Below are 1,498 nucleotides of genomic sequence, written 5' to 3'. Positions count from 1 at the left end.
ACGCGCTACTGGCTCACCCTGTGCATGCAGGTCTGGGTTCTGGCGGCCTATGCCTATTCCTATCAGTTGCTGTACGGCCGCGCCGGGATGCTGTCATTCGGTCACGCGGTCTATTTCGGCATTGGCGCTTTTGCCGCGGCGCATGCGCTGAACAGCAAGGCCTTGGCGACGGCCGGCTTTCCCGCGGAAGCCGTTCCCTTGGTGGGCATGGCAGCCGGCTTCACGGCGGCCATCGTCTTTGGCTATCCGTCGACACGGCGCGCTGGCATCCCGTTCGCGATGGTGACGCTTGGCATCGGTGAGCTCGTCGCCGCCTGTTTCCTGATGTTTCCTGGCTTTTTCGGCGGCGAGGCTGGGATCTCGACCAATCGGGCCGGTCTTGCCGGCTGGCTGGTGCAATCTTATGGTCGCCTGCCGACGCTGTATCCGCTGCTGCTCGCCTGGTCGTGCCTGTTGATTCTCGCGGCGCTCTGGGTCGCGCAGACCCCACTTGGACTGCTTGCGCGGGGCGTCCGCGATAACGCCGAGCGCATCGGCTTTTTTGGATTTGAGGCCGCAGAGGTGCGCTTCAAGGTTATGCTGATCGCAGGCCCAATTGCGGGCGGGGCGGGTGCGCTGGCGGCGATGCTCTACGAGATCGTCTCCGTGGAAAGCGTCAGCCTTGCCACATCGGCGAATGTGCTCCTGATGACTGTGGTCGGGGGGCCTGCCAGCGCGGTTGGCCCGCTGGTTGGCGCTCTGGCCCTGACGCTGATGCAGACTGCGCTGGCCAAGATCACCCATGCCTGGGTGTTCTATTACGGGCTGCTCTTCATTCTCATCGTCCTGTTTGCGCCTCAGGGCATTACCGGTGTGGTTGCCTCAGGCGTTCGCACGTTCGGGCGGCTTGGACCAGTCGGCTTTACCCGGGGATATGGACTTGCCATCGCAGCATCGGCTGTTGCGTTTGCCGGCGGGATAACCGTGATTGAAACCTTGTTCTTCCGGACCACGGGTCAGGCGGATGAAGGGCGCCTTCCGCTATTGGCAGCCCTGGCGGCCGCAGGGGTGACGGTCGCGGCTGGACTGTGGCTTGCCCGGCTTGTACGGGGGCGGCCATGAGCAAGCCGATCCTGACATTGGAAGACGTGCGCAAGAATTTCGGGCGAACGGAGATCATTCGCGGCGCCACGCTGGACGTGATCGACGGCGAGATTCATGCGCTGATCGGCCCGAACGGAGCGGGTAAATCGACGCTCTTTCACCTGATATCCGGCCGGATCGCGCCCAGTAGCGGTCGTATCTGCTTCCGGGATCGCGACGTGACCGGCTGGAGGCCCGCAGCCATCGCCAGGCTAGGTCTGTCCCGCTCGTTCCAGCAGACCAGTGCCTTTAAGGATATGACGGTAGCCGAAAACGTGGCGCTGGCCGCCATGTCCGTCAATGGCGAGAGGGGGTCGATTTTCAAGGCGATCACGGGCATGCGCTCTGTCTGGCGGCGGGTCGACGAGGTGCTCGA

The 1,498-nt window shown here is 63.6% G+C and carries 2 protein-coding genes; both read left to right on the top strand.

The genetic code is table 11. The features are described 5' to 3' along the window. The coding region (locus Q1J79_RS16975; RefSeq protein ID WP_300302684.1) for a branched-chain amino acid ABC transporter permease at positions 1-1,101 on the top strand (1,101 nt) is incomplete at its 5' end. After that, the coding region (locus tag Q1J79_RS16970) for an ATP-binding cassette domain-containing protein (RefSeq protein ID WP_300302682.1) at positions 1,098-1,498 on the top strand (401 nt) is incomplete at its 3' end. The genes Q1J79_RS16975 and Q1J79_RS16970, both read left to right, overlap by 4 nt.

Origin of the sequence: Ferrovibrio sp., assembly GCF_029255545.1 — a bacterium.
Classification (GTDB): Bacteria; Pseudomonadota; Alphaproteobacteria; order Ferrovibrionales; family Ferrovibrionaceae; genus Ferrovibrio.
The sequence above is the reverse complement of the archived record's forward strand: the minus strand, read 5'-3'. Positions and strand labels throughout refer to the sequence as shown.